Genomic DNA, 22,569 nt, shown 5'->3' on the forward strand with positions numbered 1-22,569 from the left:
TTCAATCCTGAAGTTGATCGACCATTCGGATGATGGCTATTTGATGCTGAAAAAGTTGCTTAACAATAACAGCCTTTCGCCGATTGCCAGAACCCTGAAGAAGCTGTGCTAAAGTCAGCGTCCTTTTTATCGACTCTCGCGTGATATGACCGACTCCAGTCCTGCCGCAAGCCCTTCGAGCTTGAAAATCTACTTCCGCCTGCTCGGCTATGTCCGGCCGTACATCAGTCTGTTCCTGATCAGCATCGTCGGATTCCTGATTTTCGCCTCGACCCAGCCGATGCTTGGTTACATTCTCAAGTACTTCGTCGACGGCCTGTCGAACCCTGAAGCGGTGCTGTTTCCGACCGTACCTTACCTGCGTGACCTGCAATTGTTGCAGGCTGTTCCGCTGCTGATCATCCTGATCGCCGCGTGGCAGGGGCTGGGATCTTATCTGGGCAACTACTTTCTGGCCAAGGTTTCCCTCGGCCTGGTGCATGACCTGCGCGTGCAGTTGTTCAACAACCTGCTGGTCCTGCCCAACCGCTACTTCGACAAGCATAACTCCGGTCATCTGATTTCGCGTATCACCTTCAACGTGACAATGGTCACGGGGGCGGCAACAGATGCGATCAAGGTCGTAATTCGTGAAGGCATGACCGTGATCTTCCTGTTCGCGTCCCTGCTGTTCATGAACTGGAAACTGACGCTGGTGATGGTCGCGATCCTGCCGCTGATCGCCGTGATGGTGCGTACCGCGAGCAAGAAATTCCGCAAGCAGAGCAAGAAGATCCAGCTGGCCATGGGCGACGTCACTCACGTGGCTTCGGAAACCATCCAGGGCTATCGCGTAGTGCGCAGCTTCGGCGGTGAAATCTACGAAGAAAAACGCTTCCTCAAGGCCAGCCAGAGCAACACCGACAAACAGCTGCGCATGACCCGCACTGGCGCGATTTACACGCCGATGCTGCAACTGGTGATCTACAGCGCCATGGCGGTGCTGATGTTCCTCGTGCTGTACCTGCGCGGTGACGCGTCGGCCGGTGACATGGTGGCTTACATCACCCTGGCGGGCCTGCTGCCGAAACCGATTCGCCAATTGTCCGAAGTCAGCTCGACCATCCAGAAAGGCGTGGCCGGTGCGGAAAGCATTTTCGAACAACTGGACGTGACGCCGGAAGTCGACACCGGCACCGTCGAGCGCGATGCCGTGACCGGTCGTCTGGATGTGCGTAACCTGAGCTTCACCTACCCGGATACCGAGCGTCAGGTGCTCGACAACATCAGCTTCTCGGTGGAACCGGGGCAGATGGTCGCGCTGGTCGGTCGCTCCGGCAGCGGCAAGTCGACGCTGGCCAATCTGATTCCGCGCTTCTATCACCACGACAAGGGCGAGATCCTGATCGACGGTGTGGAAGTGGAAAACTACAAACTGCTCAACCTGCGTCGTCATATTGCTCAGGTGACCCAGCACGTGACCCTGTTCAGCGACACCGTGGCCAACAACATTGCCTATGGCGATCTGGCCGGCGCGCCGCGTGAGGACATCGAGAAAGCCGCGCGTGATGCCTATGCCATGGACTTCATCGCGCAACTGCCCCAGGGCCTCGACACTCAGGTCGGCGAGAATGGCGTGCTGCTTTCCGGCGGCCAGCGTCAACGTCTGGCGATTGCCCGTGCATTGCTCAAGAACGCGCCGCTGCTGATTCTCGACGAGGCCACCTCGGCCCTCGACACCGAGTCCGAGCGTCATATTCAGGCGGCACTCGATCAAGTCATGAAGGGTCGCACCACGCTGGTGATCGCGCACCGTCTGTCGACCATCGAGAAGGCTGACCTGATTCTGGTCATGGATCAGGGCCGTATCGTCGAGCGTGGCACCCACGATGAGCTGCTGGCGCAGAATGGCTACTACGCACGTCTGAACGCCATGGGCCTCGATGCCCCGGCTGAAGACATCGCCTGAGAATGTTCACGCGGCCCTGTAGGCGCTGCCGAAGGCTGTGATCTTTTGATCTGTTTTTCTAGAAGCAAGATCAAAAGATCGCTGCCTTCGGCAGCGCCTACAGGGAAAATGCGTGGCAACTGTGGGACGTTGTTTGTATCCAGACCTTTACCCTTCCTGACCAAACCGGAATAAAACCGGGCACCGCGCTTGTTAAGGTTGCTGAACGAACTTTGACATCTATCGAGTGGGCCATCCCCCTCGCGCGGGTACTCTCATGTTGCAACGCTATTTGTGGAAACTGCTGCCCAAACCGCAACGGGCGTTTTTGCTTGGGCGTCTGTCGGTGGTTGACCGGCAAGTGGTCAACAAATCGATGTCGGCCAGCCTGAGGTTCCCGAAGGCTTTCCAGCAGCACGCGTGCCTGTTCATCCACGTGCCCAAGTGCGCCGGCAGCAGCGTCTGCGAGGCCATGTTCGACGGCTGGCGCCCCGGGCATTTGCCGTTGTACTGGTACGAAGAGCAATTCCCCAGGCAGTTTTCGACCACCTTCAAGTTTGCCTTTGTGCGTGACCCGCTGGAGCGGGCCTACTCGGCGTATGCGTTTCTGCGCGGTAACGAGTTGAGTGGTCGCGATCACGCCGCGCAGCAATTGGTCCGGCAGTTTCGCGACTTCGATGACTTCGTCGCACGCTGGTTGCATCCCGAAAACATCACGCGACAATTGCACTTTGCCGCGCAAACTGACTTCCTCACCGATTCCCTCGGGCATCTGGCGTTGGACTTCATCGGCTATCAGGAGCATCTGCAGCGCGATTTTCATTTGGTCTGCGAACATTTGGGCGTGGCGGGCCGGTTGCCTCACCTCAACAGTTCTCGACAACGCCAGCCGATGCCTGCGCGACAATTCTGCACGGCGCTCACCCGGCAACGGGTACGTGAGGTTTACGCCCGTGACTATGAATTATTGGGCTACGAATAAGGGGCAAGGTGTTTGCAACTGTCGTTCAGCGTGTGGCGGGTGCTGTGCTCAAAAAATGAGCAGAAAACCCACCTGTTTCATCCTGTTGCAGCCTGCGCGCAAGCCGGCGCCAACCCTGTGTTAATATCGCGCCCCTGTTCATTTTGTATGTGGGTTGCTCCATGAAGTTGTCCATGCCGCGATTCGATCAAGCCCCTGTCTTGGTGGTCGGCGATGTCATGCTCGACCGTTACTGGCATGGTGGTACCTCACGGATTTCCCCTGAGGCGCCGGTGCCGGTCGTTAAAGTCGAGCAAATCGAAGACCGTCCGGGCGGCGCTGCCAACGTTGCCTTGAACATTGCCGCGCTGGGTGCGCCGGCGTCGCTGGTCGGTGTGACCGGTGATGACGAAGCCGCCGACAGCCTGAGCAACAGCCTCAAGGGCGCGGGTGTGCGTGCGCTGTTCCAGCGCATTGCGCATCAACCGACCATCGTCAAACTGCGGGTCATGAGTCGCCACCAGCAATTGCTGCGTATCGACTTTGAAGAACCGTTCGCCACCGATGCCCTGGCCCTGGCCTCGCAGGTCGATGACCTGCTGGAAGGCATCAAGGTGCTGGTGCTGTCGGACTACGGCAAAGGCGCGCTGAAAAACCATCAGGTGCTGATCCAGGCCGCACGTGCCAAAGGCATTCCGGTGCTGGCCGATCCGAAGGGCAAGGACTTTTCGATCTACCGTGGCGCCAGCCTGATCACGCCGAACCTCAGCGAATTCGAAACCATCGTCGGCGGCTGTGCCGATGAGCACGAGTTGGTGAGCAAGGGCGCGACCCTGATGCACGACCTCGAGCTCGGCGCGCTGCTGGTGACCCGTGGCGAACACGGCATGACCCTGTTGCGCCCGGATCATCCGGCGCTGCACTTGCCGGCACGTGCCCGTGAAGTGTTCGACGTCACCGGTGCCGGCGATACCGTGATTTCGACGTTGGCGGCAGCAATTGCAGCGGGCGAAGAACTGCCTCACGCGGTGGCGCTGGCCAATCTGGCGGCCGGCATTGTTGTTGGCAAACTCGGTACGGCAGCGATCAGTGCCCCGGAACTGCGCCGCGCGATTCAGCGTGAAGAAGGTTCTGAGCGTGGTGTGCTGGGTCTGGAGCAACTGCTGCTGGCGGTTGACGATGCCCGTGCGCATAACGAGCGGATCGTCTTCACCAATGGCTGCTTCGACATCCTCCATGCCGGCCATGTGACCTATCTGGAACAGGCGCGCGCGCAAGGCGATCGCCTGATCGTCGCGATCAACGATGACGCCTCGGTCAGCCGTCTGAAAGGGCCGGGTCGTCCGATCAACAGTGTCGACCGGCGCATGGCGGTACTCGCCGGCCTGGGCGCGGTGGATTGGGTGATCAGCTTCCCTGAAGGTACGCCGGAGAACCTGCTGCGCGAGGTCAAGCCGGATGTGCTGGTCAAGGGTGGGGATTACGGCATCGAGCAGGTGGTCGGCGCGGATATCGTGACCGCTTACGGCGGTACGGTGAAAGTGCTGGGGCTGGTGGAAAACAGCTCGACCACGGCGATTGTGGAAAAAATCCGCAAGTCCTGATGAAGGGCAATTGTGGCGAGGGGATTTATCCCCGTTCGGCTGCGCAGCAGTCGTGAAACCGGTCACCGCGATTAATCTCACCGCGGTCACAGGTTTTGGGGCGGCTTCGCCACCCAACGGGGATAAATCCCCTCGCCACAAGGTTATGTGAAGATTTCAAATCGCTTTGCGCGGTACGATTTTTTTCAGCAGTTGCCTGGCCTTGCCGCGCAACCGCGCCAGACCAGTCGCCTTCTCCGGCGGCGTCAGTCCCTGCTGATGCAACCAGTCCTTCCAGCGAATCCGCTCATCACGCACCAGCCAGCCCTCCTGGCGGGCAAAGCTTTCCGCCAGATACAAACCGCGAGTGCTCGCCGGGTACAGTTGATCCTTTTTCAAGGTGTACAACTCGGGCAACGGTTGGCCGTCCTGCAACGGCATCAGATAAAGATCCGGCCGCTTGCGATCCAGTCGCGCCACCAGTTGATCACCTTCCAGTCGTTCATCGACATGAAACAGGCTGAGGGATTTGGCTTCCTTGGGCACGTCCAGGCGCAGGTCGTAGATCAATTGCAATGATGCGGTCGGCAGATGCACATAGGCGCGTGGTCGTTCCAGCAATTGCAGATTGGCGCAGCGCACCGGCCGTGCAGACCCGGACAACGGGGTCAGGCGAAACGGCAAGGCCTCACGATAATGCAGGGCAGATGAGTAGGGCGCCGGCAGCCAGGTGTCGTTGAAACGCCCGCCGAGCCAGCCTTCAGGCGTTTCCAGCAAACACTCTTCAGCAATTTCCTGAATTGCCGTGTGCAGCGGAATGTTCAACTCGTGCGCCGGTACGTAGCCGGAAATCAGCTTGAGCACCACGTCGCCGCGATCTTGCCGGCGCTGGCGCACCAGCACCCAGTAATCGCGATTCTGCCAATGCAGGGTCAGGCGCACCGACACACCGAGGTTGGCCAACTCCAGCGAGAAGCGCTCGGCATCGGCGACGCTCACCGGTTTGCGCCGCTGCAAGGTCTGGGCGAAGTTCAGCGGCATGCCGACGCTCTGGTAGGTCAGGCCTTCGGGCGTGGCTTCGACGAACAGCGGCAGGGTCTTGAAGTTGCTCGGGTTCTTTCTGATGAGCGTGCGCGGCATATCGGCTCCTGCTTAAGGCCGCGAAGCGGCGTCAGTGACCACGCAGGACCTGGGCTACGGTCGCAACGTTGTGGGCGAGGTGCAGCGGATTGATCGTGCCGACAATAGCACTGGCCACGCCAGGCTGCGCGAACAGCAACTCAAAACTGGCGCGCACCGGATCTACGCCCGGGCTCAGACAAACGTGACCGCTGGCCAAGGCTTTTTTCACCAGAATGGCTTTGCCGTGGGCAGCAGCATAGTCAATGACAGCTTTCTCGTTTTGTTCGTTCAGATTGTAGGTGACCATCGCGCAATCGCCCTGCTCCAGTGCTTTCAGGCCACCCTCGACGGTTTTGCCGGAAAAGCCGAAGCCGCCAATCTTGCCCTCGGCCTTGAGCGCGGCGAGTGTCGCGTAAACCTCTTCGTGCTCGAGGATCGCCATGTCGTTGCCGTCGGAATGCACCAGCAGCAGATCGATAAAATCCGTTTCCAGACGTTTCAGGCTGCGCTCAACCGACATGCGCGTGTGCGCAGCGCTGAAGTCGTGGTGCGACACGCCATCGGCAAACTCCTCGCCGACCTTGCTGACAATCACCCAGTCCTGACGCTGACCGCGCAACAGAGGGCCGAGGCGTTCTTCGCTGCGACCGTAGGCCGGGGCGGTGTCGATCAGGTTGATGCCCAGTTCGCGCGCCTGGCGCAGCAACATCCGCGCTTCGTCGTCAGCGGGGATCTGAAAACCGTTGGGGTATTTCACGCCTTGGTCGCGGCCGAGTTTGACCGTGCCCAGGCCCAGCGGCGAAACCGTCAGGCCGGTGCTGCCCAGTGGGCGGTGGAAGTCGTGCAGGGTTGGAAGGCTCATGGCAGCAATTGCTCCCAGGCGGGAACGCCCATCGGTGGTTTCGGCAAGGCCGGCAATGGTTCGCTGGCTTGGGGCTGGATGCCGTCGCGCTCAAGAGAAGCGATCACGCGGTCAGCGAAGTCCGGCGCCAGCGCCAATTTGGTCGGCCAGCCGACCAGCAACCGGCCCTGCTCGGCGAGGAAGGCGTTATCGGGGCGTGTCAGCCCGGTTTGCAGCGGTTCGGCGCGGTCGACGCGCAGGGTTGCCCATTGCGTGGTGCTGAGGTCGATCCACGGCAGCAACTGGGCGATTTCCTTTTGCGCGGTGGCGATCTGCTCGGCCGGCTCACGGTGTACGCCTTCGCTTTCGGCGATGTCGCCGCCCATGTACCAGACCCACTGACCGTCAGCCGCCGGGTGCGTGGTCACGGTGATGCGCGGTTTGGTGCCGCCACCCAGACAGTGCGCGTACAGCGGTTTCAGGCCCGGGCCTTTGGCGATGATCATGTGCAGTGGCCGGCGCTGCATGGCCGGCTGGCTCAGGCCGAGGTCTTCAAGCAATTGCGCGGTACCGGCACCGGCGCTGAGGACGATGCGCTGGGCGCGGATCTCGCGGCCGTCGACTTTCAAACCGACCAGCACGCCCGCTTCCAGCAGCGGCTCGATGGTTTGCCCGGCGAGCAGGCCATCACCGGCCAGATCGGCCAGGCGCTGAATCAGGCTCGGCACATCGACCACCAGCTCGGCGAGGCGGTAGACCTTGCCTTTGAAGCGTTTGTCTTGCAGGGCTGGCGGTAATTGCTCGCCCTTGACCTGATCGACGCGGCCGCGCACGGCTTTGCTGGCGAAGAAACTGGTGAGGTTGCCGGCGAGGGTGCCGGGCGACCACAGGTAGTGAGCTTCGGAGAGCAGGCGCACGCCGGACAGGTCCAGCTCGCCGTTGCCGGCCAGCGCTTCACGCCAGCGGCGCGGCATGTCAGCGATGGCTTCCGAGGCGCCGGTCAGCGCACCGTGCAGCGCGTACTTGGCGCCGCCGTGGATGATGCCCTGCGACTTCACACTCTGCCCGCCGCCGACGCTGGCGCTTTCCACCAGCACGGTCGAAAAACCCTGACGGCGCAGACGCGCGTTCAGCCAGAGGCCGGCGACACCAGCGCCGACAATCAGAACGTCGGTGGAAATAACGGATGGCATGCAGCGACCTCAGGTGTTCAAGACGAGGGCGCAGTATACAGACTCGGAGTTCGGCTTCAGATGTGAAAAAAGATCGCAGCCTGCGGCAGCCCCTACAGAGAATGAGTTTCCCTGTAGGAGCTGCCGCAGGCTGCGATCTTTTTCCTTAATGGCCGGCGGTTTTCGAGAACAGCTGGATGACGACGACGCCCAGCACGATCAAGGCCATCCCGAGCATCGCCGGGATATCCAGTTTCTGCCCGTAAATGAACAGCGCCGCAACACTGACCATCACGATGCCCATGCCGGCCCATACCGCGTAGGCCACGCCGACCGGAACGGTGCGCACCACCAGGATCAACATCCAGAACGCGATGGCGTAGCCCACGATCACCACCAGCAGAGGCAGCGGCGTGCTGAAGCCTTTGACCGCTTTCATCGAAACGGTGGCCATGACTTCGGCGCAAATAGCGATGGCAAGGTAGGCGTAGGCGTTCATGGGTATTCCTCAAGTGGAGCGTTACTGTCTGAGGTCGGTATTTTAGTGATTCTTCAGATGCGGTAAAGTCATTACCTATCTGTTTGAAAGATGGGTTGGGCCAGCAGTATGCAGTGGAATCTAGATCAATTACGCACATTTATCGCGGTCGCCGATCAACGCTCGTTCTCCGCTGTGGCGCGTCAGCAGCGCAAGGCGCAGTCGGCGATCAGCAGTGCTGTCGCGATGCTCGAGGACGATCTGGGCGTCAGCCTGTTCGAGCGAAGCAGCGGGCGCCAACCTAGCCTCACTGAAGCAGGTGAAGCGTTACTCGAAGAAGCGCGGGAAGTGCTGCGCCAGTGCGAACGCCTCAACGGCCGGGCCATGGCGATGATGCGTGGTCAGGAAGCGCAATTGCGCGTGGCGCAGGATGAAGCGATGCCGTATCAGGCGCTGGTGGAAAGCTTCGGCGCCCTGGCCGAACAATTTCCCAGCCTCGAAGTGCAGCTGACCAGTGCCGCCCAGGGCGAAGTCGCGCGCAAACTGGTCGAGCGCCGTGCTGACCTCGGCCTGCTGTTCTATCACGATGAAATCCCCGAAGCGCTGGAGCGCCGCGTGCTCGGTAGCGTGGAAATGGTCACCGTCTGCGGGATCAATCATCCGTTGGCGACGCAGAGCTACGTCACATGTCAGCAGATGGCGCAACACCGGCAACTGTTGATGTCGACGCAAACCAGTGTCTACCCCGGCAACGAGCCCGCCAGCCCGCAAGTGTGGCGCGCCGACAGTTTCTACGTGATGGCCGAATGGCTGGTGCGCGATCTCGGTTGGGCGTGGTTGCCGCGCCACGTCGTGCAGTACTCGGCGTATCAGGGGTTGATGGTCGAACTCGACAGCGAATGGACGCCGCCGGCGCTGGTGGTGGAACTGGTCTGGCGTCGTGACGAGCCGCTTGGCCCGGCGGCGCGTTGGCTGGCGGAGCGTTTTGCCGTGCACTTGCGGGCGATCGGCGACAAAAGTCGATAAACTCCGCCGCCATGAATAGAACTCTGTACACCGCGCTGTTTTACCTGGGGCTGCCATTGGTGGCGATTCGGCTGTGGCTGCGGGCGCGCAAGGCGCCGGCGTATGCCAAGCGGATTGGCGAACGTTTCTCCTACGGCATGCCGACGCTGCAACCCGGCGGCATCTGGGTGCACGCGGTGTCGGTGGGCGAGAGCATCGCTGCGGCGCCGATGATCCGCGCTCTGCTGCAACGTTATCCACAACTGCCGATCACCGTAACCTGCATGACACCGACCGGTTCGGAACGCATTCAGGCGCTGTTCGCCAATGAGCCACGCATCCAGCATTGCTACCTGCCGTATGACTTGCCGTGTGCGGCGGCGCGGTTTCTTGATCGCGCACAGCCGAAACTGGCAGTGATCATGGAAACCGAACTGTGGCCCAACCACATTCACCAGTGCGCCAAGCGCGGGATTCCAGTGGCGCTGGCCAATGGGCGCTTGTCCGAGCGTTCGGCACGCGGTTATGGGCGGTTCCGCAAACTGACCGCGCCGATGCTCGCCGAGATGAGTTTTTTTGCGATTCAGACTGAAACTGAAGCCCAGCGCTTCCGTGATCTGGGTGCTCGCCCGGAGACGGTTGAGGTCACAGGCTCTATCAAGTTCGACCTGGCCATTGACCCCGCGCTGCTGCAACGTGCCGCTGAATCGCGTGGGCAATGGCAGGCGCTGGAGCGTCCGGTGTGGATCGCCGCCAGCACCCATGAAGGCGAAGACGAAGTGGTGCTCGATGCCCATCGCCGTTTGCTGGCCAATCACCCGGATGCGTTGCTGATTCTGGTGCCGCGTCATCCTGAGCGTTTCAACTCGGTGTTCGAACTGTGTCAGCGCGAAGGTTTTGCCACGGTGCGACGCTCGACCGGGGCGAATGTCGATGCGCAGACTTCTGTACTGCTCGGCGACACCATGGGCGAGTTGCTGTTTCTGTATGCCTTGGCTGACAGCGCATTTGTCGGCGGCAGCCTGGTGGCTAATGGCGGGCACAATTTGCTGGAGCCCGCAGCCTTGGCGAAACCGGTGCTCAGCGGCCCGCACCTGTTCAACTTCCTCGACATCGCCGCACAGTTGCGCGAAGCCGGGGCGTTGGCAGAGGTCGATGATGCCGAAGGGCTGGCGGTGGAAGTGCAGCGTTTGTTCGAATTGCCGCGTGATGCGCAGCGCATGGCCGAGGCCGGGCTGGCGGTGATGCGCCGCAACCAGGGCGCGTTGCAGCGTTTGCTGGATGGTTTGGCGCGGCTGATCAAATAGTTGCTTGGAATATTACTGTGGCGAGGGGATTTATCCCCGATCGGCTGCGCAGCAGTCGTAAATCCTGTTTGCCAGATCTGACTGAATCACCGCGGTGAATGGTTTTGGGGCTGCTACGCAACCCATCGGGGATAAATCCCCTCGCCACAGGGGATTCATTCCAGATTGTTTACGGGCGGGCCTTGAGTTGTTCTTCTGCAGCCTTGGCCAGATCCGGCGGGAGGAAATCCTTGTCCGGATTGTAGTCGGCTTTCAGATAGCGTCGCAGGTCTTCCAGATCTCCCGGGTTCAACGTCCCCGCCGCCTGTTTCAAGCGCAGGTTGTCGAGAATGTAATCGTAGCGAGTGTTGTTGTAGTTGCGCACCGAGGTGTACAGCTGACGCTGCGCATCCAGCACGTCAACGATGTTGCGCGTGCCCACCTGATAACCGATTTCCGTGGCTTCCACCGCGCTCTGGTTGGAGATGATCGATTGCTTGCGCGCCTGCACCTGCTCGACGTCGGTGTTCACCGCGCGGTGCAGATTACGGGTGTTCTCAACGATCTGCCGACGCAGCGATTCGCGCTGCTGCTCGCTCTGATCCAACTGCGCGTACGACTGACGTACTTGCGAGCTGGTCAGCCCGCCGCTGTAGATCGGGATGTTCAATTGCAGGCCGACGGTGGTCTGCTCGACGTTGCCACCGTAAGGCGCACCGAACGAGTTCGGGTTGGCGAAACCGAGGGCGTCGTTGTCACCCTTTTCGTATTTGGCCACAGCATCGAGGGTCGGCAAGTGACCGGCCTTGCGCTGCTTCAATGTCTCTTCCGCCGAGCTGACGGCGTAGTTACTGGCCAGCAAATTGAGGTTCTGGCGCGCCGCCGTATCGACCCACGATTTAGCATCGTTCGGCGCTGGCGGCAAAATCGGCAGCGAGTGGACGATGCCCTGAATCGAGTTGTACTGACGGTTGGTCAGGGTGATCAGCGCTTCGAACGCGTCATCGACCTGGCGCTGCGCCACGATGCGGTTGGCCCGTGCAGTGTCGTAACTGGCTTGCGATTGCAGGACGTCGGTCTTGTCCGACAGGCCGACATCGAAGCGTTCGTTGGACTGGTCGAGCTGGCGCTTGAACGCGGCTTCTTCAGCCTTGGTCGAGGCCAGATTGTCCTGGCTGCGCAGCACGTTGAAATAGCTTTCGGCCGATTGCAGGATCAGGTTTTGCTCAGTCGCCGACAGTTGCAGCGCGGCTTGCTCGTTGACGTCCTTGGCAGCCTGGTACTGGAACCAGCGATCGGCGCGGAACAGCGGCTGGGCGAGGGTCGCCTGATACGAGTGAGCGCTGCGGTTGGCGACGGCCGAAGGCTGATCGATCGAGGTGCGCACATTGGCGGTTTCGGCGCCGCCCGACAGGTTCGGCAGCAAGCCGGCGCGGGCCTGTGGCACCACTTCTTTCTGCGCGCCGTACTGGGCGCGGGCGGCGGCCAGATCGGCGTTGTTGTCGACCGCTTCCTGATAGACGCTGACCAGATCGGTTTTGGTCGACAAGGGCGCTTCTGCTGCCCAGGCCATTGCGTTGGACGCACAAGACACGGCAACAGCCAGTGAGAGTTTGCGCAGCATGAGGCGATCCCTAGCATTAATATTATGGAAGTAATCCGGGCGCCAAAGGTAAGGCGCAGGCCCCACAGCGTCAAGGCGTGACGGGGCAAAGCGAGTGTAGTTGCGCATTTGCATGACAACAATCGGCCAAGCCCCTGTATTTGCGCCATTCATCATGGTGATTGCTGCGGTGTTGGCGTTCTTTGCCGGTTGTGTCTAGACTGGCCGGGTTCTTGTCGGGGTGCCTTGCTATGAGGCTGAGATCGAATAATTTCGGATCCCGTTGAACCTGATCAGGTTAGCGCCTGCGTAGGGAACAAGATTTCTCGTCACCCGGCGAGTCCTCTTGTGCTTCGTCCGGGAAATTGTTCGACAATCGAACGCTCGACGACGATGCACAGCACCAGTCCTGGTGCGTCCGTGCCTTTCAGGTTCTGCTCCGACAATCCACTGCCTGGATGCTGTCTGGAGAGCCCGTGATGACTACAAAATCAAAAAACGCGATCAACCTGAGTGACTCGGCCAAGGTCGACGAGCAATCGGTCAAGCCGTTCACCCGTTCGCAAAAAGTCTACGTTCAGGGCTCCCGCCCGGACATCCGCGTGCCGATGCGCGAAATCAGCCTCGACGTGACGCCGACCGACTTCGGCGGTGAAATCAACGCGCCGGTCACCGTTTACGACACCTCGGGCCCGTACACTGATCCGAACGTAGTGATCGATGTGCGCAAAGGTCTGGGCGATGTGCGTTCGGCGTGGATCGACGACCGTGGCGACACCGAGCGCCTGCCAGGCCTGAGCTCGAACTTCGGCCAACAACGTCTGGCCGATGCCGAGCTGACCAAGTTGCGTTTCGCCCACGTCAACAACCCGCGTCGTGCCAAGGCCGGGGCCAACGTCAGCCAGATGCATTACGCCCGTAAAGGCATCATCACCGCCGAGATGGAATACGTCGCCATCCGCGAAAACATGAAGCTGCAAGAGGCCCGCGCTGCCGGCCTGTTGACGCAACAACACGCCGGCCACAGCTTCGGCGCGAGCATCCCGAAAGAAATCACTGCCGAATTCGTCCGCGAAGAAATCGCCCGTGGCCGCGCGATCATTCCGGCCAACATCAACCACGTCGAACTGGAACCGATGATCATCGGCCGTAACTTCCTGGTGAAGATCAACGGCAACATCGGCAACAGCGCGCTGGGTTCTTCGATCGAAGAAGAAGTGGCGAAACTGACCTGGGGCATTCGCTGGGGTTCGGACACCGTGATGGACTTGTCCACCGGTAAACACATTCACGAAACCCGTGAGTGGATCATCCGCAACTCGCCAGTGCCGATTGGCACCGTGCCGATTTATCAGGCGCTGGAAAAAGTAAATGGCGTCGCCGAAGACCTGACCTGGGAGCTGTTCCGCGACACGCTGATCGAGCAGGCCGAGCAGGGCGTCGACTATTTCACCATCCACGCCGGCGTACTGCTGCGCTACGTGCCGCTGACCGCCAAGCGCGTGACCGGCATCGTCTCCCGTGGCGGTTCGATCATGGCCAAGTGGTGCCTGGCGCACCACAAAGAGAACTTCCTCTACACCCACTTCGACGAAATCTGCGAAATCATGAAGGCCTACGACGTCAGCTTCTCGCTGGGCGACGGCCTGCGTCCGGGCTCGATTGCCGACGCCAATGACGAAGCGCAATTCGGTGAACTGGAGACCTTGGGCGAGCTGACCAAGATCGCCTGGAAGCATGACGTGCAATGCATGATCGAAGGCCCGGGCCACGTGCCGATGCAGTTGATCAAAGAAAACATGGACAAGCAGTTGGAGTGCTGCGACGAGGCGCCGTTCTACACCCTCGGCCCACTGACAACTGACATCGCACCGGGTTACGACCACATCACCTCGGGTATCGGTGCGGCGATGATCGGCTGGTTCGGTTGCGCGATGCTTTGCTACGTGACGCCGAAGGAACACTTGGGCCTGCCGAACAAGGATGACGTGAAGACCGGGATCATCACCTACAAGATCGCGGCGCATGCGGCGGACTTGGCCAAAGGGCATCCGGGCGCGCAGATCCGCGACAACGCCTTGAGCAAGGCGCGTTTCGAATTCCGCTGGGAAGACCAGTTCAACCTGGGGCTTGATCCGGACACCGCGCGTTCGTATCACGATGAAACCCTGCCGAAGGACTCGGCCAAGGTCGCGCATTTCTGTTCGATGTGCGGGCCGAAATTCTGCTCGATGAAGATCACTCAGGAAGTCCGCGAATACGCGGCCAACCAGCGGATCGACGCGGTCGACGTGGACGTCGCCCAAGGCTTGGCGGAACAGGCCGAGCGGTTCAAGAAGGAAGGCAGTCAGCTGTACAAGAAAGTTTGACCCCGTACTGATCGTTCCCACGCTCCGCGTGGGAATGCAGCCCGTGACGCTCCGCGTCACTGGACGCGGAGCGTCCCTAGAGGCATTCCCACGCAGAGCGTGGGAACGATCACACAACAACAAATGTCCCTCTGAGATAACACCCTTGAGCATTCAACCCAGCACTTATTCCCCCGACCTCGCCGTGCCCGCCGACAAGCGTGTATTCGGCGGTCGCGATCTGTTTTCCCTGTGGTTCTCCCTCGGCATCGGCCTGATGGTCTTGCAGACCGGCGCCTTGCTCGCGCCGGGTCTGGGCCTGTCCGGTTCGTTGTTGGCGATTTTCCTCGGCACGTTGGTCGGCGTGCTGTTGCTGGCCGCCGTTGGCGTGATCGGCAGCGACACCGGCCTGTCGTCGATGGCGGCGCTGAAGCTCAGCCTCGGCAGCAAAGGCGCAAGCCTGCCGGCGCTGCTCAACCTGCTGCAACTGATCGGTTGGGGCTCGTTCGAAATCATCGTCATGCGTGACGCCGCCAGCCTGCTCGGCACCCGCGCGTTCAGCGAAGGTTCACTATGGTCGAACCCGGTGTTGTGGACGTTGTTTTTCGGCGCGCTGGCCACCTTGCTCGCGGTCAGCGGCCCGCTGACTTTCGTCCGGCAGATCCTGCGCAAGTGGGGCATCTGGCTGCTGCTGGCAGCGTGCATCTGGCTGACCTGGAACCTGTTCGCCAAAGCCGATCTGGCGGATCTCTGGTCGCGTGCCGGTGACGGTTCGATGCCATTCGCCGTGGGTTTCGACATTGCCATCGCGATGCCGCTGTCGTGGCTGCCGCTGATCGCCGATTACTCGCGTTTCGGCAAGCGTGCGAAAAATGTCTTCGGTGGCACTGCGGTCGGTTTCTTCATCGGCAACTTCTGGCTGATGAGCCTTGGCGTCGCCTACACCCTGGCCTTCGCACCGAGCGGTGAAGTCAATGCGTTGCTGTTGGCCTTGGCTGGCGCCGGTCTGGGCATTCCGCTGTTGTTGATTCTGTTGGATGAGTCGGAAAACGCCTTCGCCGACATTCACTCGGCAGCGGTTTCGAGCGGGATTCTGTTGCGCCTGAAAGTCGAGCATCTGGCCTTGGCCATCGGCGTGATCTGCACGCTGATCGCCTTGCTGGCGCCGTTGGCGCAGTACCAGAATTTTCTGCTGTTGATCGGTTCGGTGTTTGCGCCGCTGTTCGGCGTGGTGCTGGTGGATCACTTCATTCTGCGCAAGCGCAGTGCTCAGGCCGCAGCGGCTGCATTGCGCTGGCCGGCGTTGTTGGCGTGGCTGGGTGGCGTGAGCACCTACCATTTGCTGGCGAATCTGTATCCGGATGTCGGCGCAACCCTGCCGGCGCTGGTGCTGGCAGGGCTGTTGCAGCTAGTGCTGGGCCGGGCCTTCAGTTACGGCCAGGAAACAGCTCGGGCTTGAGAATGCCGTTCAGACGCGGGTAAGGAATCTTCAGTTCGACGTGGCCCAGCGCGTAAGGCGCAATAGTGGTCACGTCGTACTTGAGGATCACGCCGCCATAGGTCAGCGCCACGTTCGGGGTTTTCACGAACGGCCAGTTCTTCACGAACTCCGCTTCCTGATCGAGCTTGGTGCTGATCAACCAGCTGTTGTGCGCGACCTGCGCCGCCTTCCAGAACGCCTCTTCCTGACCCGGCATCAGCATGTCGGACAGGTTCAGTACCTTGTGCTGCTGGCGCGAATAGTTGATGAAACCGCGCCCCGGGGTGCCATGCGCGCCACCGGTGTCGAGGTAGCTCGACAACTCGATGATCACCAAGCCGTCATGCTGCTCGCGTACTTTCGCTTGCAGATAGCTGCTGTTGCGCGGTCCGGCGTTGGCCAGAAACTGATCGCGATAAGCCGCCAGGGTCGGCGCTACCGGAGCGTTTTTCTCGGTGCGGGTCATTTGCAGCAGACGTTTTTCGATGATGCCGTCCAGTGCAGGTTCTGCCGGGAAGCGCAGGGTGTCGATGTTCACCAGCGGGCAATCAGGGTTGGAACAGCCAGGTTTCAACTGTTCGGATGCGTCGCGAGTGGTCTCCAGCGGCGTGCGGTAGTTGGGCTGGAACAGGCTCGCGCAGGCGCCCAGAGTCAGGGCGATGGCGGCCACGGAGGCAATTTTGAAAAGCGACATGGGCGTCCTTTCGAAAGCAGGGGAAGGCAAAAAGATATCCGCTTCGACTCTCGCAGAAGCAGTCAGTTCGCCACTAAGCTAATTAGAGTGGGTTTCGCCTCCACCGTCCATCCCGCTGACGGTAAAGGGGCTGCATCAAACCGTTCGGGCGCGTTAGGATGGCGCGAAGTCGAGGTTGCCAGTCACACAGCAACCTCGTAATGGATCTGCAGTAAAGAGGATGCTCATGACTGATTTTGCCAACGCCATTCCGACCGCCGTCGATATCGTGCGGCGCGAAAAATGCTACGAGGGTTTTTACAAGCTCGACCGTGTGCACCTGCGCCATGAATTGTTTGCCGGTGGCATGAGCCGCGAGATCAACCGTGAAGTGTTCGTGCGCCACGATGCCGTGTGCGTGCTGCCCTACGATCCGCAGCGTGACGAAGTGGTGCTGATCGAGCAGTTTCGTGTCGGTGCCATGGGCAAGACCGACAACCCGTGGCTGATCGAACTGGTCGCTGGTCTGATCGACAAGCAAGAAGTGCCGGAAGAAGTTGCTCGCCGCGAGGCGCAGGAGGAAGCTGGGCTGGACATCAAGGCCTTGTGGCCGATGACCCAGTATTTTCCGTCGCCGGGTGGCAGCAACGAGTTCGTGCATTTGTACTTGGGGCGTTGCAGCACCGAAGGCGTTGGCGGCCTGCATGGCCTGGAAGAAGAGGCAGAAGATATCCGCGTCACGGTCTGGGCCTTTGAAGATGCCTTGCAGGCCGTCCGTGACGGACGCATTGCCAACGCGGCGAGCATCATCGCCTTGCAATGGCTGGCGCTGAACCGCGCCGAAGTGAGGGGGTTATGGTCGTAAACAAGTTGCGCGATCGCTATCGAGTCGACCTCGTGGGGCTGCAAGCCGCCTGCGAGGCTAACTACGCGCGTCTGATGCGACTGCTGCCGGACATGCGCAACGAACCCGAAGCGCGGCGCATTGCCGTGACCCAGGGCGAGCAGATGCTCGGCGTGCTGGCCCTCGAAGTGTTGCAGGCCTGTCCTTACACCACCACGTTGCAGGTGCGTCAGGAACACAGCCTGCCGTGGCTGCCGGTGCCGCAACTGGAAGTGCAGGTCTATCACGACGCGCGCATGGCCGAAGTGGTCAGCGCCGAACATGCACGGCGCTTTCGCGGCATCTATCCTTACCCTAACGCGGCGATGCACCAGCCGGATGAAAAGGCTCAGCTCAATCTGTTCCTGGGGGAATGGCTGAGCCATTGCCTGGCATTGGGGCATGAGTACGAAGTCGTACGCTAGTTGTGAACTGTGTCCGGTTAGGCGGTTTCCTCTTTCACTGATCCCCCAGCATAATTGCGGCACTTGATCGATTCCGTGCTTTTGCCTTGGGAGAACGCCTTGCCGAGCGTATCCACGTTGACCCCCGCCGATGCGGCGCTGCTGGTGCAGTTGTCCGACAGCCATCTGTTCGCTGAAGCGGACGGTACGCTGCTGGGCATGAACACCCGCGAGAGCCTGCAAAAGGTCATCGAGCTGGTGCTGGGCCAGCAGCCGCAGATCGACCTGATTCTGGCCACCGGGGATATTTCCCAGGACGGCACGCTGGAGTCGTACCAACAGTTTCGCCAGATCAGTGCGCAGATCGATGCGCCGGCGCGCTGGATTCCCGGTAATCACGATGAACCGCTGATCATGGCGCAGGCCGCCGTGCAGAGCTCGCTGCTGGAACCAGTGGTGGATATCGGCAACTGGCGCGTGACGATGCTTGATTCGGCTGTACCCGGCTCAGTGCCAGGGTATTTGCAGGATGATCAGCTGCAACTGCTGGCCCGCTCGCTGAGCGAAGCGCCGCAGCGGCATCATCTGGTGTGCTTTCATCATCATCCGGTGTCGATCGGCTGCGCGTGGATGGAGCCGATCGGCCTGCGCAATCCTGAAGCGTTCTTCGAGGTGCTGGATCGTTTCCCACAAGCGCGCGCGGTGCTGTGGGGGCATGTGCATCAGGAGATTGATCGCGAGCGTAATGGCGTGCGGTTGATGGCTTCACCTTCGACGTGCATTCAGTTTGAGCCGGGCAGTGAAGACTTCAAGGTCGGTGAGCAGGCGCCGGGGTATCGCTGGTTGCGCCTGTTGCCGGATGGCCGCTTGGAAACCGGCGTCGAACGCGTCACCGGATTCGCCTTCACCGTCGACTACGGCTCCAACGGTTATTGAGCGACAAATCAAAACCCTCACCCCAGCCCTCTCCCAGAGGGAGAGGGGGCCGACCGAGGTGTCTTTCGCTATCTATCGACCTGAAGCAGCGTTGACGATTGCGGATTCACAGCAAAGCGTTCAGGTCGATGTAGTTCGCAAATATCCCCCATTCGGTCCCCTCTCCCTCCGGGAGAGGGCTAGGGTGAGGGCCGCTCGTGCTGTCACACCAATTTATCGAGCCCACCCCCAATCCCGGCCCTTCTCCCTGTAAACTCCGCTATCTTTTGCCGACACTCAGGGAGCTCAAATGTCCGGTTCGATCCTCTATATCCACGGTTTCAACAGCGCTCCGGCCTCGAAAAAGGCCTGTCAGCTGGTGACGGTGATGGAGCAACTGGGTTTGAGCGACAAACTGCGTGTGCCGGCCCTGCATCATCATCCGCGCGAAGCCATCGGTCAGTTGGAGCAGGCAATCGCCGAGCTGGGCCGCCCGCTGCTGGTGGGAAGCTCCCTCGGCGGCTACTATGCGACTCACCTGGCCGAGCGCCATGGCCTGAAAGCCCTGCTGGTCAACCCGGCGGTCAGCCCGCACCGGATGTTCGACGGCTATCTGGGCACGCAGAAAAACCTGTATACCGATGAAACCTGGGAATTGACCCACGACCACGTCACGGCCCTGGCCGAACTGGAAGTGCCGGCGCCTCAGGATGCCCAGCGCTATCAGGTCTGGTTGCAGACCGGCGATGAAACACTGGATTATCGCCTCGCCCAGCAGTATTACCGCGCCTGTGCCTTGCGCATTCAGGCCGGCGGCGACCACAGTTTCCAAGGCTTTGCCGGTCAATTGCCGGCGTTGCTGAGTTTTGCCGGCATTGGTGCCGATGTGTATCAGGCAATCGATTTCACCGCACTGTGAAGTCTTGCCCCTATTTCATGAATGACTGACGACGAGACCCTATGGCCACTCCCAGCGCTAGCTCTTATAACGCCGACGCCATCGAAGTCCTCTCGGGCCTCGACCCGGTGCGCAAACGCCCCGGCATGTACACCGACACCAGTCGGCCGAACCACCTCGCCCAGGAAGTCATCGACAACAGCGTCGACGAAGCCCTGGCCGGCCACGCCAAATCGGTGCAGGTCATCCTGCACGCCGACCACTCGCTGGAAGTCAGTGACGACGGCCGTGGCATGCCGGTCGACATCCACCCGGAAGAGGGCGTGTCGGGCGTCGAACTGATCCTCACCAAACTCCACGCGGGCGGCAAGTTTTCCAACAAGAACTATCAGTTCTCCGGCGGTCTGCACGGTGTGGGTATTTCCGTGGTCAACGCCTTGTCGACCGAAGTCCGGGTGCGCGTGAAGCGTGACGGCAACGAATACCAGATGACTTTCGCCGATGGCTATAAGGCCACCGAGCTGGAAATCGTCGGCGCCGTCGGCAAGCGCAACACCGGCACCAGCGTGTACTTCGCGCCGGACCCGAAATACTTTGACTCACCAAAATTCTCCATCAGCCGCCTCAAGCACGTGCTCAAGGCCAAGGCTGTGTTGTGCCCGGGCCTGTTGGTCAGCTTCGAAGACAAAGGCACTGGCGAGAAAGTCGAGTGGCATTACGAAGACGGTCTGCGCTCCTATCTGGTCGACGCCGTCAGCGAATTCGAACGCCTGCCGAACGAGCCGTTCTGCGGTGCTTTCGCCGGTAATAAAGAAGCGGTCGACTGGGCGCTGCTGTGGCTGCCGGAAGGTGGCGACGCGGTACAGGAAAGCTACGTCAACCTGATCCCGACGGCGCAGGGCGGCACCCACGTCAACGGTTTGCGTCAGGGCCTGCTCGATGCGATGCGCGAATTCTGCGAATTCCGCAGTCTGCTGCCACGCGGCGTGAAGCTGGCGCCGGAAGACGTCTGGGAGCGCATCGCCTTCGTCCTGTCGATGAAAATGCAGGAGCCGCAATTCTCCGGCCAGACCAAAGAGCGTCTGTCGTCCCGTGAAGCGGCGGCATTCGTTTCCGGTGTGGTCAAGGATGCGTTCAGCCTGTGGCTCAACGCCAACCCGGAAACCGGTCTGGCCCTGGCTGAACTGGCGATCAACAACGCCGGCCGTCGTCTCAAGGCGAGCAAGAAAGTCGAGCGCAAACGCGTCACCGCAGGCCCGGCATTGCCGGGCAAACTGGCGGATTGCGCCGGGCAGGACCCGATGCGTTCTGAGCTGTTCCTGGTCGAAGGTGATTCCGCCGGCGGTTCCGCCAAGCAAGCGCGGGACAAGGAATTCCAGGCGATCCTGCCGTTGCGCGGCAAGATCCTCAACACTTGGGAAGTCGACGGCAGCGAAGTGCTCGCCAGTCAGGAAGTGCACAACATCGCCGTGGCCATCGGTGTCGATCCGGGCGCGGCAGACATGAGTCAGCTGCGCTACGGCAAGATCTGCATCCTCGCCGACGCCGACTCCGACGGTCTGCACATTGCGACCTTGCTGTGCGCGTTGTTCGTCCAGCATTTCCGCCCGCTGGTGGATGCCGGTCACGTCTACGTCGCCATGCCGCCGCTGTACCGCATCGACCTGGGCAAAGAAATTTACTACGCCCTCGACGAAGCCGAGCGCGACGGTATTCTCGACCGTCTGGTTGCCGAGAAGAAACGCGGCAAACCGCAGGTCACCCGATTCAAAGGTCTGGGTGAAATGAACCCGCCACAGCTGCGCGAAACCACCATGGACCCGAACACTCGGCGTCTGGTGCAACTGACGCTCGGTGAAGACTACGCCGAGACCTCGGAAATGATGGACATGCTGCTGGCGAAAAAACGCGCCGGCGACCGCAAGACCTGGCTGGAATCCAAAGGCAACCTTGCCGAGGTACTGACCTGATGCAGTTTGGCTGGGCCTTGGCGGGTGCCTTGCTGCTGAGTTCAATGACCGTGTCGGCCGAGCCGATACAAGAACTGCGCCTGCTCGCCGAGCATCCGGTCGACGGCATGCGCGGCGGCAACCTCTCGGGGCTGGCGCTGTGCGGCAACGAACTGTGGACAGTGTCCGATCGCGATGACGATCAGATCTACCGTCTGAAGACGGCCGATCAGGTCTGGCAAGCCGAAACGGTGCGCATCGATGTCCCGCCCGTGCCGGACAGTGGTCTGCCGTGGGGTATCAGCTCGCGCACCTGGGCCGCCTCGTTCATCCGTGGCGGTGATCTGGATTTCGAAGGCATCACCTGCGACAACGCTGGCAATCGTTTCATCGTCAGCGAGGCCCATGCCGCCGTGCTGCAAGTGCCGCCACAAGGCCCGGCGTCATGGTTGAAAATCTCGCCGATGCTGGTGAAAGAAGCCCGCGCCAGTGGCATGTTGTTGCACTTCAATGCGCTGTTCGAAGGCTTGGCGATCAATCCGGCGGGCGATCAGTTATGGCTCGCTGCCGAGCGCGAGCGCCGGGGGCTGCTGAAGATCAAGCGTCAGCAAACGGTCTGGGATTGTGACGGTGCCTGTGTGCTGCTCAGCGAAGCCGGCGTCGAAATGCAGCCACCGCAGTTCCCCAAGGCCCGCGCCGTCACCCGCGACTTCGCTGATCTGTCACTGTTCAACGGCAAGCTGTTCACCCTTGAGCGCAATGCGTTTCAGATCTGCCGCCGCGATGCGGTGACCGCCAAAGTCGAACAATGCTGGTCGTACGCCGAAGACGCCCTACAGCCACAGCGCCTGTATTCACAAGCCTATGGCCTGGCGGAAGCCCTGGTGGTGGATGCGCAGGGGGCGTGGATCGGCATCGACAACAATGACGGCGCGCGCGCCGACGGCGAAAAGCGCCCGATCATCTGGCGCTTCGCCGCACCTGACGGTGGCTGGAGCGCCAAGCCGTGAAGGGGAGCTGCGGCAAAGTAAACCGGTGCCA

19 protein-coding genes and 1 riboswitch are annotated in these 22,569 nt (G+C 60.9%); of the genes, 13 read left to right on the forward strand and 6 right to left on the reverse strand.

The window, feature by feature from the left end; genetic code table 11:
* Positions 1–145: 145 nt before the first annotated feature.
* The 3 genes from msbA to hldE all read left to right on the forward strand — a co-directional run bounded on the left by msbA (position 146) and on the right by hldE (position 4,492).
* A complete protein-coding gene (gene msbA / locus EJA70_RS04760; protein ID WP_158829972.1) occupies positions 146–1,948 on the forward strand; it encodes a lipid A export permease/ATP-binding protein MsbA in 1,803 nt (600 codons plus the stop codon).
* Positions 1,949–2,204: 256 nt separating this feature from the next.
* Positions 2,205–2,909: a sulfotransferase family 2 domain-containing protein gene (locus EJA70_RS04765; protein WP_158829973.1), complete on the forward strand. Its 705-nt coding sequence runs from the start codon at positions 2,205–2,207 to the stop codon at positions 2,907–2,909.
* A 161-nt stretch (positions 2,910–3,070) separates the two neighbouring features.
* Positions 3,071–4,492 carry a bifunctional D-glycero-beta-D-manno-heptose-7-phosphate kinase/D-glycero-beta-D-manno-heptose 1-phosphate adenylyltransferase HldE gene (hldE, locus tag EJA70_RS04770; protein ID WP_158829974.1) on the forward strand — a complete coding sequence of 474 codons (1,422 nt, stop codon included), beginning with the start codon at positions 3,071–3,073 and terminating at the stop codon, positions 4,490–4,492.
* Positions 4,493–4,648: 156 nt separating this feature from the next.
* Here hldE and EJA70_RS04775 read toward each other — a convergent pair whose 3' ends face one another.
* The 4 genes from EJA70_RS04775 to EJA70_RS04790 all read right to left on the reverse strand — a co-directional run bounded on the left by EJA70_RS04775 (position 4,649) and on the right by EJA70_RS04790 (position 8,105).
* Complete coding sequence (locus tag EJA70_RS04775) at positions 4,649–5,611, reverse strand: metal ABC transporter ATPase (protein WP_158829975.1); 963 nt, start codon at positions 5,609–5,611, stop codon at positions 4,649–4,651.
* Between the two features lie 31 nt (positions 5,612–5,642).
* Positions 5,643–6,455, reverse strand: coding sequence for an aldo/keto reductase (locus EJA70_RS04780; RefSeq protein WP_158829976.1), 813 nt, complete (start codon positions 6,453–6,455; stop codon positions 5,643–5,645).
* Positions 6,452–7,627: an FAD-binding oxidoreductase gene (locus EJA70_RS04785; RefSeq protein ID WP_158829977.1), complete on the reverse strand. Its 1,176-nt coding sequence runs from the start codon at positions 7,625–7,627 to the stop codon at positions 6,452–6,454. The genes EJA70_RS04780 and EJA70_RS04785 overlap by 4 nt, the downstream gene beginning before the upstream one ends.
* Positions 7,628–7,772: 145 nt before the next feature.
* On the reverse strand, positions 7,773–8,105 hold the full coding sequence (locus EJA70_RS04790) for a multidrug efflux SMR transporter (RefSeq protein ID WP_008079257.1): 333 nt from the start codon (positions 8,103–8,105) through the stop codon (positions 7,773–7,775).
* A 108-nt stretch (positions 8,106–8,213) separates the two neighbouring features.
* Here EJA70_RS04790 and EJA70_RS04795 point away from each other — a divergent pair, with 108 nt between their 5' ends.
* Together EJA70_RS04795 and waaA are read left to right on the forward strand one after the other, a co-directional pair.
* Positions 8,214–9,110 carry a LysR family transcriptional regulator gene (locus EJA70_RS04795; RefSeq protein WP_158829978.1) on the forward strand — a complete coding sequence of 299 codons (897 nt, stop codon included), beginning with the start codon at positions 8,214–8,216 and terminating at the stop codon, positions 9,108–9,110.
* An 11-nt stretch (positions 9,111–9,121) separates the two neighbouring features.
* The gene (gene waaA, locus EJA70_RS04800; RefSeq protein WP_158829979.1) at positions 9,122–10,396 is read left to right on the forward strand and encodes a lipid IV(A) 3-deoxy-D-manno-octulosonic acid transferase; all 1,275 of its coding nucleotides are present in this window, start codon (positions 9,122–9,124) and stop codon (positions 10,394–10,396) included.
* A gap of 169 nt (positions 10,397–10,565) precedes the next feature.
* Here waaA and EJA70_RS04805 read toward each other — a convergent pair whose 3' ends face one another.
* Positions 10,566–11,999 (reverse strand): TolC family outer membrane protein, encoded by a 1,434-nt coding sequence (locus EJA70_RS04805; protein WP_158829980.1) that lies wholly within the window; start codon positions 11,997–11,999, stop codon positions 10,566–10,568.
* A 206-nt stretch (positions 12,000–12,205) separates the two neighbouring features.
* Positions 12,206–12,311, forward strand: a riboswitch (TPP riboswitch).
* Positions 12,312–12,457: 146 nt separating this feature from the next.
* Here EJA70_RS04805 and thiC point away from each other — a divergent pair.
* Together thiC and cytX are read left to right on the forward strand one after the other, a co-directional pair.
* Positions 12,458–14,347 (forward strand): phosphomethylpyrimidine synthase ThiC, encoded by a 1,890-nt coding sequence (gene thiC / locus EJA70_RS04810; protein WP_158829981.1) that lies wholly within the window; start codon positions 12,458–12,460, stop codon positions 14,345–14,347.
* A 145-nt stretch (positions 14,348–14,492) separates the two neighbouring features.
* A complete protein-coding gene (gene cytX / locus EJA70_RS04815) occupies positions 14,493–15,785 on the forward strand; it encodes a putative hydroxymethylpyrimidine transporter CytX (RefSeq protein ID WP_158829982.1) in 1,293 nt (430 codons plus the stop codon).
* On the opposite strand, the gene EJA70_RS04820 is transcribed toward cytX, so the two are convergent.
* Positions 15,754–16,500 (reverse strand): RsiV family protein, encoded by a 747-nt coding sequence (locus EJA70_RS04820; protein WP_158829983.1) that lies wholly within the window; start codon positions 16,498–16,500, stop codon positions 15,754–15,756. The two genes, cytX and EJA70_RS04820, sit on opposite strands and share 32 nt — an antisense overlap.
* Positions 16,501–16,726: 226 nt before the next feature.
* Between EJA70_RS04820 and EJA70_RS04825 the strand changes: the two genes are divergently transcribed.
* The 6 genes from EJA70_RS04825 to EJA70_RS04850 all read left to right on the forward strand — a co-directional run bounded on the left by EJA70_RS04825 (position 16,727) and on the right by EJA70_RS04850 (position 22,538).
* A complete protein-coding gene (locus EJA70_RS04825; protein ID WP_158829984.1) occupies positions 16,727–17,344 on the forward strand; it encodes an NUDIX domain-containing protein in 618 nt (205 codons plus the stop codon).
* Positions 17,335–17,787, forward strand: coding sequence for a DUF1249 domain-containing protein (locus tag EJA70_RS04830; RefSeq protein WP_008079245.1), 453 nt, complete (start codon positions 17,335–17,337; stop codon positions 17,785–17,787). The genes EJA70_RS04825 and EJA70_RS04830 overlap by 10 nt, the downstream gene beginning before the upstream one ends.
* 99 nt (positions 17,788–17,886) lie before the next feature.
* Entirely contained in the window at positions 17,887–18,702 is an 816-nt protein-coding gene (gene cpdA / locus EJA70_RS04835) for a 3',5'-cyclic-AMP phosphodiesterase (RefSeq protein WP_158829985.1), read from the forward strand.
* 289 nt (positions 18,703–18,991) lie between these two features.
* Entirely contained in the window at positions 18,992–19,600 is a 609-nt protein-coding gene (locus EJA70_RS04840; protein WP_158829986.1) for a YqiA/YcfP family alpha/beta fold hydrolase, read from the forward strand.
* A 41-nt stretch (positions 19,601–19,641) separates the two neighbouring features.
* A complete protein-coding gene (gene parE / locus EJA70_RS04845) occupies positions 19,642–21,549 on the forward strand; it encodes a DNA topoisomerase IV subunit B (RefSeq protein WP_158829987.1) in 1,908 nt (635 codons plus the stop codon).
* Positions 21,549–22,538 carry an esterase-like activity of phytase family protein gene (locus EJA70_RS04850; protein WP_158829988.1) on the forward strand — a complete coding sequence of 330 codons (990 nt, stop codon included), beginning with the start codon at positions 21,549–21,551 and terminating at the stop codon, positions 22,536–22,538. Before parE ends, EJA70_RS04850 begins: the two co-directional genes overlap by 1 nt.
* Positions 22,539–22,569 lie beyond the last annotated feature (31 nt).

Origin of the sequence: Pseudomonas sp. PB103 (genome assembly GCF_009764635.1) — a bacterium.
Taxonomy (GTDB): Bacteria; Pseudomonadota; Gammaproteobacteria; order Pseudomonadales; family Pseudomonadaceae; genus Aquipseudomonas.